Source organism: Streptomyces colwelliae (genome assembly GCF_048158785.1).
GTDB lineage: Bacteria > Actinomycetota > Actinomycetes > Streptomycetales > Streptomycetaceae > Streptomyces.
Genome location: NZ_JBLTJC010000400.1, coordinates 1 through 9130, shown reverse-complemented (window position 1 = coordinate 9130; position 9130 = coordinate 1). Strand labels below are relative to the sequence as shown.

Below are 9130 nucleotides of genomic sequence, written 5' to 3'. Positions count from 1 at the left end.
ACCCCCGCCACCCCGCCTACGTCATCTACACCTCCGGCTCCACCGGCCGCCCCAAGGGCGTCACCGTCCCCCACCAGGGCATCACCAACCGCCTGTTGTGGATGCAGGACACCTACCGCCTCGACGCCGACGACCGGGTCCTCCAGAAGACCCCGGCCGGGTTCGACGTGTCGGTGTGGGAGTTTTTCTGGCCGCTCATCACCGGCGCCACGCTCGTCGTGGCCCGCCCCGAAGGCCACCAGGACCCGGTCTACCTCGCCGAACTGATCCGGCGTCAGCACATCACCACGGCCCACTTCGTGCCGTCGATGCTGCGCGCCTTCCTCGACGAGCCCGCCGCCGCCCACTGCACCGACCTGCTCCAGGTCATGTGCAGCGGCGAGACGTTGCCAGCCCCGTTGGCCGCCCGCTTCCACCAGCTCCTCCCGGGCAGCCGCCTGCACAACCTCTACGGTCCGACCGAGGCATCCGTCGACGTCACCGCCCACGAGGTCCCCGCCGACCCGGCCGCCGTGCCGATCGGCCGCCCGGTGTGGAACACCCGCACCTATGTCCTCGACGCCGGACTCCGTCCCGTACCGCCCGGTGTGGCCGGCGAACTGTATCTGGCGGGCGTCCAGTTGGCGCGCGGCTACCTGGGCCGGTCCGCCCTGACCGCCGAACGCTTCGTCGCCGACCCGTACGCCACCGAGCCCGGCGCCCGTATGTACCGCACCGGCGACCTGGCCCGCTGGACCCGGGACGGCGAACTGGAGTACCTCGGCCGCGCCGACGACCAGGTCAAACTGCGCGGGTTCCGCATCGAACTCGGCGAGATCGAGAGCGTGTTGGCGGCCCACGAGAGCGTCGCGCATGCCACCGTCGTCCTCCGGGACGAACGCCTCGTCGCGTACGTCGTGCCGAGCGGCGGGACAGCGGATTCCGGCGAACTCCGCGCCCACACCGCCCGGTCGCTGCCCGACCACATGGTCCCGTCGGCCGTCGTCACCCTCGACGCCCTCCCGCTCACCCCCAACGGCAAGCTCGACCGCCGTGCCCTGCCCGCCCCCGACTTCGCCGCCGAGGTCACCGACACCCGCCCGCGCACACCGCTGGAGGAGACCCTCTGCGCCCTCGTCGCGGACGTGCTCGGACTCGAACGCGTCGGTGTCGAGGACGACTTCTTCTCGCTCGGCGGCGACAGCATCGTCGCCATGCAGCTGGTCGCCCGTGCCCGCGCGGCCGGGCTCACCTTCAGCCCGCGCGACGTGTTCCGCCACAAGTCGGCGGCCGGGCTCGCCACCGTGACCGCCACCACCACGGCCGCCGCCGACCGCGGCGACGAGGTGGTCCTGCTCGACCTCACCGACGACGAGCGCGCCGAACTCGCCGCCCTGCCCGCCGGAACCGAAGTCCTGCCCGTCTCCCCGCTCCAGGCCGGCCTGCTCTTCCATGCCGCCCTCGACTCCGGCGACGACGGACCGGACGTGTACACCGTCCAGGTCTCCTACGACCTCGAAGGCCCCCTGGACACCGACCGGTTGCACACCGCGGCCCAGTCCGTCCTCGACGCGCACGAGAACCTGCGCAGCGGCTTCCGGCACCTGTCCTCCGGACGGCCCGTCGCCGTCGTACCGCGCACGGCCGTCCTGCCCTGGCGGCAGCTCGACCTGACCGACGACCCCGACGAGTGGGAGCGTCTGCTCGTCCAGGAGCGACGCCGCTTCGACCCCGAACGGCCGCCGCTGCTAAGGCTGTTGCTGGCCCGGCTCGGTCCGGACCGCCACCGGCTCGTGCTCTCGCACCAGCACCTCCTCCTGGACGGCTGGTCGCTGCCCCTGCTCACCGCCGAACTGTGGGCGCGCTACGAGGGCCGTACGCCGGCCACGCCCGCCCCGTACCGTGAGCACCTGCGGCTCCTAGCCGCCCAGGACCCGGCCCTCTCCACCGCCGCGTGGGCCGAGGCGCTCGTCGGCTTGGCCGAGCCCACCCGACTCGCGCCCGTCGACCCCGACCGTGCCGCCGTCGTACCGTCCACCCACACCGTGGAGTTGGACCCGCACCGCACGGCGGAGCTGGAGGCGTTCGCGCGCCGCCAGGGCGTCACCGTCAACACCCTTGTCCAGGCCGCCTGGGGCGTGCTGCTCGGGCGGCTCACGGGCCGGGACGACGTGGTGTTCGGCGCCACCGTCGCCGGGCGTTCGCCCGAGCTGGCCGGTGCCGAGTCGATGATCGGCCTGTTCATCAACACCATTCCGGTACGGGTGCGGGTCCGCCCGGAGGAGAGCACGGCCGCACTCCTCGATCGCCTTCAGGACGAGCAGTCCCGGCTCATCGCCCACCAGCACCTCGGCCTCGCCGACATCCAGCGGGCCGCCGGACTCGGCGAACTCTTCGACACCCTCGTGGTGTTCGAGTCGTACCCGGTCGCCGACGACGAAGAGGGCGGCGACGGGCCGCGCGTCACCGTCCGGGACCACGAGGACTCCACCCACTACCCGTTCGCGTGGGCCGTCGAGCCCGCCGAACGGCTGCGACTCACCGCCGAGTTCAGGCCCGACCTCTTCCAACCGTCCGTCGTACGCCGGATCACGGACGCCCTCACCGCCCTCCTCACCGGCATGGCGGCCGAGCCGGACCGTCCCGTCGGACGGCTCGACCTGCTCGACCCGGCCGCGCGGCACACGGTCCTGGAGACCTGGAACGACACCGCGTTGCCCGTGCCGGAGACCGAACGGCTCGGCACCGTACCGGCGTTGTTCGTCGCGCAGGCCGCCGCAGACCCCGGCGCGGTCGCCGTCACCGACGGCCGTACGACGTGGTCGTTCGCCGAACTCGACGCGCGCACCGACCAGTTGGCTCGCGTACTCGCCGGACACGGCGTCGGACCCGAGCGGATCGTGGCCCTCGCGCTGCCCCGCACCGCCGACCACATCGCCGCGATCCTCGCCGTGATGAAGGCGGGCGCCGCCTATCTGCCCCTGGACCCCGACCTCCCCGAGTCCCGCCTGACCGGCATGCTCGACGACGCCCGCCCCGCGCTGATCCTGGCCACGGCGGAGACGGCCGCCACGCTGCCCACAACCACCGTCCCCGTCCTGCGACTTGACGCCCCGACCGACGGACTGCCGGAGGCCGAACCCGTCGCCCCCGACCCCGACCACCCCGCCTACGTCATCTACACCTCCGGCTCCACCGGCCGCCCCAAGGGCGTCGTCGTCACCCAGCGAGGCATCGCCAACCTCTTCCACAGCCACCGCCACGACCTGCACGAGGTCGCCAGGCGGCGCACCGGACTCCGTCGCCTGCGCGTCGGGCACGCCTGGTCGTTCTCCTTCGACGCCTCCTGGCAGCCGCAGTTGTGGCTCCTCGACGGGCACGCGCTGCACATCGCCGACGACGAGACCCGCCGCGACCCCGAACTCCTCGCCGCGTTCATCCGCGACCGGGGCATCGACTTCATCGAGGTCACCCCGTCACTGCTCGCGCAGATGGCGGACAGCGGCCTGATCGGAGACGAGGGCGACTGCCCGCTCTCCGTGGTCGGCTTCGGCGGCGAGGCCGTACCCGAGTCGCTGTGGACACGGCTGGCCGCCCTGTCGGACACCGAGGCGTTCAACCTCTACGGCCCCACCGAGGCCACCGTCGACGCGCTCGTCGGCCGGGTCCGCGACAGCGCCACCCCGGTCGTCGGACGGCCGGTCCACGAGTCCCGCGCCTATGTCCTCGACACCGCCCTGAGCCCGGTTCCGCCGGGCGTCACCGGCGAGTTGTACCTCTCGGGCCCCGGCCTGGCCCGCGGTTACCTTGGCCAACCCGAACTCACCGCCGAACGCTTCGTCGCCGACCCGTTCGGCGCACCCGGCACCCGCATGTACCGCACCGGCGACATGGCCCGCTGGACCGAGGACGGCCTCCTTGAGTTCGCCGGACGCACCGACGACCAGGTCAAGATCCGCGGCTACCGCATCGAACTCGCCGAGATCGAGGCCTCGTTGGACACCCACCCGGCCGTCACGCAGACCGTCGTCGTGGCCCGCGAACACAGGCCCGGCATCCGGCAGTTGATCGCCTACGCCGTCGCCGACGAGGCGGACGGGACCGAACTCCGTGCCCACGCCGCCTCCGCACTGCCCGACTACATGGTCCCGGCCGCCGTGGTCGTCCTCGGCCGGCTGCCGCTGCTGTCGAACGGCAAACTCGACCGATCCGCCCTGCCCGCACCGGACTTCACCGCGCAGGGCGGCGGCCGAGCCCCCGAGAACGACACCGAGCGCACCCTGCGCGACCTGTTCGCGGACGCCCTCGGGCTGCCCGCCGAGGCGGTCGGCACGGACGACGACTTCTTCACCTTCGGCGGCGACAGCATCGTCGCCATGCAACTCGTCGCCCGGGCCCGCGCCGGCGGTCTGCGCGTCACGCCCCGGCAGGTCTTCCAGCACCGGACTGTCGCCGCCCTGGCGGCCGTTGCCGTCCCGCTCGGCACCGACGAACGGCACGCGGTCCACGACGACGGCACCGGCACCGTCCCGCTCACCCCGATCATGCGCGGTCTGCTGGAGCGCGGCGGCCCCATCGCCGCGTACCACCAGGCGGCCCTGGTGCAGACCCCGGCCGACCTGACCGAACCCGGTCTGCTGGCCGTGCTCACGGCACTCGCCGGCCGGCACGACATGCTGCGGGCCCAACTCGTCCGCGAACCGCAGTGGTTGCTGCGGGTACCGGCCGCACGGGACACCGACGTCAGCACCTGGCTCACCCGCGTCGACGTGCGCGGCACGGACGACGACGAACTGCGCGCGGCCATCTCCCGCCACGCCGGGACAGCCCGGGCCGGGCTCGACCCGGACGCCGGGGCGATGGTGCGGGCGGTGTGGTTCGACGCCGGACCCGGACAGCCCGGCCGACTCCTCGTCCTCGTCCACCACTTGGTGATCGACGGCGTCTCCTGGCGCGTCCTCCTGCCCGACCTGGCCACCGCCTGGGCGGCGGTCAGGGGCGGCCGTACACCCGAACTCGCCCCCGTGGAGCTGTCGTTCGCCCGCTGGTCCCGACTCCTCGGGACCCGTGCCACCGACCCCGCCACCGAGGACGAGCTGCCGTGGTGGACGTCCGCCCTCGCCGAGGGCGCCGAACTCCCGCTGGCCCGCCCGCTCGACCCGGCCCGCGACACGGTCGCCACCACCCGCTATGTCTCCCTGTCCCTGCCCGCCGACGTCACGGGCCCGCTGCTGAGCCGAGCCCCGGCCGCGTTCGGCGCCACGGTCAACGACGTGCTGCTCACCGCGTTCGCACTCGCGGTCGGCGACTGGCGCACCCGCACCCTGGGTGCCGAACAACAGTCGGGCGGCGGACCGGTGTTGGTGGACGTGGAGGGCCACGGCCGTGAGGAGCGGCTCGCGGGCGACGCCGACCTGTCCCGCACGGTCGGCTGGTTCACCAGCGTCGTGCCCGTACGGCTCGACCCGGGCGAGGCCGACCTGGCGGACGCCTTCGCGGGCGGACCCGTGCTGGACAAGGCCCTGGCCCGGATCCGCGAGCACCTCACCGCGCTGCCCACCGCCGGCATCGGACACGGCCTGCTGCGCCACCTCAACCCCGGGACGGGCGCACGGCTTGCCCAACTCGGCGAGCCGCAGATCGAGTTCAACTACATGGGCCGCTTCGACCGCCCGGAGGCAGCCGACTGGTCCTACGCCCCCGAGGACGACGCCGCCGACCTCGACGCCGACCCCGGCCAGCCTATGTCCCACGCCCTGACCCTCAACGCCATCACCGAAGACCGCCCCGAGGGCCCGGAGTTGAGCGCCCACTGGGCGTACGCCGCCGAACTCCTCACCGAGGAACAGGTACGGGACCTGGCCCGCACCTGGTTCCGGGCACTGGAGGCGGTCGTACGACGAGCGGCCGTACCGAGCAAGCCCTGAACAAACCTGAACGAGCCCTGACCGAACCGCACTTACCCACCCGACCGCATCAGAGAGGCAAGGAACCCCCGACATGAGCAACCCGTTCGAGAACCCCGAAGGCGTCTACTCCGTCCTCGTCAACGACGAGGGCCAGCACAGCCTTTGGCCCGACTTCGTGGACGTACCGGCGGGCTGGACGGTCGCGTACGGACCGGCCGGACGGCAGGAGTGCCTCGACCACATCGAGACCAACTGGACGGACATGAGGCCGAAGAGTCTCGTCGACGGGGTCTGAGCACACGAAAGGGGGGCGGGTCCGAACTACCTCGGACCCGCCCCCCTTTCACGTTCCGTGGGTCAGGACGCCGGCTGCTCCACCTTCGTCGACGTCTTGCCGTCCACCGCGGCGGCGAGCTGCGGCACCAGGCGGTCGAGGACGTAGGGGATGCTCAACACCGTTGACAGGGATACCGCGTTGCCGTAGTCGCTGGTCTCCTTGATGAAGACCTCGCGGCCCTGCTTCACCACGTTCAGGTCACCGTAGATCTTGTCGCTGTGCAGCTTGGTGACGGCCGTGGTGGTGTCCGGGACGATCCACACGGCGACCTTCTGGTCGAGGAGGTCGTAGCGCTCCTTGCTGATGTTGGCGCCGAACGTGTCACCGATGACCTTGTCGAGGCCCTCCGGGAGCGAGAATCCCAGGTCGGAGAGGAGCCGGGAGCGCGGGTCCTGGCTGCCGTAGACGAACACGCCCTCGTACGGGGTGGCCATGACGCCCGTCGCGCCGGCGAAGGCGGGGTTGGCCTTCTTGGCCGCCGTGAACTTGGCCTCGACGCCCGACACCAGGGTCTTGGCCTCGTCGGCCTTGCCGAGCGCCTTGCCGATCTCCTCGGTCTGCTGCTGCCACGGCACGCCGTAGTCGTTGTACTGCTTGGGCTGGGCGACGACCGGCGCGAACTGCGACAGGCTCTGGTACTGCGCCTTGGTCAGGCCCGAGTACACGGCGAGGATCAGATCCGGCTTCAGGGCGGCGATCTTCTCCACCTGCGGACCGGTGCCGGTGTCCTTGAGGACGGTCGGCGCCGCCGCACCGCCCAACTTGTCCTGCGCCCAAGGGCCGATGGCGCCCTTGTAGCCGCCGAGCCACTCGGTCGTGCCGACGGGGACCTTGCCCAGGGCGAGGACGGCGTCCTGGTCGGTGAGGCCGACGGTGACGATCCGCTTGGGCTCGGACTTGATCGTCGTACTGCCGAACTTGTGGGCGATCGTCACGGGGAAGGCGTCCGCGGAGGCCTTCCCCGTCGACCCCGAGGTGTCCGAACCGGACGACGTGGAGTCGGAGTTGGAGGAACCGCAGCCGACCGCCGTGACGGCCAGCAGGAGTACGGAGGCGAGCAGGCCGGACAGCCGGGAAGCTCTGGTGGCGCGGGGCATCGGATGATCCTTCTGTTCGTCGCGGTGGGTTCGGCGGGGGGTGACAGGTCTTCAGCGGGGGGCTTGATGGGCGTCGGGGGCCGCCTCGGTGGAACGGCTGCCGGACCAGGCGTGCCACAGGGCGGCGTACTGGCCCTGGGCGGTGAGGAGTTCGTCGTGTGTACCGTTCTCCACGACCCGGCCGTCGCTCAGGACGATCACCCTGTCCGCGGAGGCGGCCTGACTCAGCCGGTGCGCCACGACCAGCGCGGTACGGCCGCGCAGCGCCTGCTCGGCGGCCTCGTCGAGCTGCCGGGCACCCGAACTGCCCGCCTCCGCTGTCGCCTCGTCGAGCACGACGACCGGCGGATCCGCCAACAGGAGCCGGGCGAGGGCGAGTTGCTGAGCGCGGTCGGCGGTCAGCCGATGACCACCGTCACCGACGACCGTGTCGAGACCCTCCGGCAACGCCTCGACCCAGCCGAGCGCGCCCACCGTGTCGAGTGCCTCGCGGAGTTCCTCGGTGTGCGCGTCCGGGCGGGCCAGCCGCAGATCCTCGGCGAGCGGCCCGGCGAAGACGTGCACCTCCTGCGTGACGAGCCCGACCAGGTGACCGGCCTCGTCCGGCTCGGCGCCGCCGACGTCGATCCGGCCCGACTGCGGGCGGTGCAGCCCCGCGACCAGCTTCGCCAGGGTCGTCTTGCCCGCACCGGTCGTACCGACCAGCGCGACGCGCTCCTTGGGCCGTATCTCCAGGTCGACGTCGTGCAGCACCGGTCGGCCCGGCACATACGCGTGGGAGACACCGGTCAGCGTCACGGACGGCGGCCCGGCAGCGGTCGTACGGTCGTCCGCGCGGTCGGCGGTCACGGGCGCGGGCTCGTCCACCACACCGACGAGCCGTGCCAGTCCGGCCGTCGCCGACTGGGCGTCGTCCAGCAGCACCAGCGCGGTGTTGACCGGACCGAAGAGAGTGTGGAAGTACAGCGCGGCGGCGGTGGCCGTGCCGACCGAGGCGGAACCGTCGCGCACCAGCAGGTACCCGGTGGCCAGGACGGCGGACAGCCCCACGTACTCGGCGATGTGCAGCCGACTGTAGAAGCGGAGCATCAACTGCACGCCGCTCATGGTCAGTTCGACCGCCGAGCGCGAACGTTCGGTGACCCGCCGGGTGTGGCCCTTCTGGAGCCGGTACGCCCGTACCGTCCGCGCCCCGCCGATGGTGTCCAGCAACTGCTGCTGCTGTGTCCCGGTCGCGATGCGCTCCTTGGCGTACAGGGGAACGGCGTTGCGCACGTACCAGCGTGCGGTGTGCGCCTGCACCGGCACCGCGATCAGGGCCGCCAGCAGGAACCGCCAGTCCAGCAGGGCGAGCGCGCCCAGCGTCAGCAGGATCGACAGCGCGGACCGCGCCAGCTCGGGCAGCGCCCCGCGCACGGCGTCGGCGACTCGTGAAACGTCGCGCGTGACACGGGCGTTGAGGTCGCCGGACCCGGCCTTCTCCACCCGGTCGAGGGGGAGCGACAGGGCCCGCTCGACGAACAGTTCACGCAGCCGCGCGAGCGCGGTCTCACCGAGCCGCGACACCAGGGACATGCCGAGTGCGGTGGTCACGCCCTGGACCAGGGCGACTCCGGCGAGCGCGACCACGGGGAAGGTGAGCGCGTCGGGGGAGCGGTGCTCGGTGACGATGTCGACGATATGGCCCAGCAGCGGCTGGGTGAGCAGCCCGACGGCCGTGGCGAGCACCATCAGCCCGAACCCGGCGGCGGCCAACCCCCGCTGCGGGCGCAGCAGTTCACGCACGGCGGCGCGGGTGCGGGCGGGGG

General features: G+C 72.4%; 4 protein-coding genes. 2 read left to right on the top strand and 2 right to left on the bottom strand.

Features of this window, described 5'->3' with window-relative positions; translation table 11 throughout:
* A partial coding sequence (locus tag ACNFOC_RS45430; protein ID WP_416964864.1) for a non-ribosomal peptide synthetase occupies nucleotides 1-5906 on the top strand: 5906 nt, incomplete at its 5' end.
* Between the two features lie 73 nt (nucleotides 5907-5979).
* Complete coding sequence (locus ACNFOC_RS45425; RefSeq protein ID WP_416964863.1) at nucleotides 5980-6183, top strand: MbtH family protein; 204 nt, start codon at nucleotides 5980-5982, stop codon at nucleotides 6181-6183.
* Between the two features lie 62 nt (nucleotides 6184-6245).
* Here ACNFOC_RS45425 and ACNFOC_RS45420 read toward each other — a convergent pair whose 3' ends face one another.
* Entirely contained in the window at nucleotides 6246-7322 is a 1077-nt protein-coding gene (locus ACNFOC_RS45420) for an iron-siderophore ABC transporter substrate-binding protein (RefSeq protein WP_416964862.1), read from the bottom strand.
* Between the two features lie 51 nt (nucleotides 7323-7373).
* The coding region (locus ACNFOC_RS45415) for an ABC transporter ATP-binding protein (protein WP_416964861.1) at nucleotides 7374-9130 on the bottom strand (1757 nt) is incomplete at its 5' end.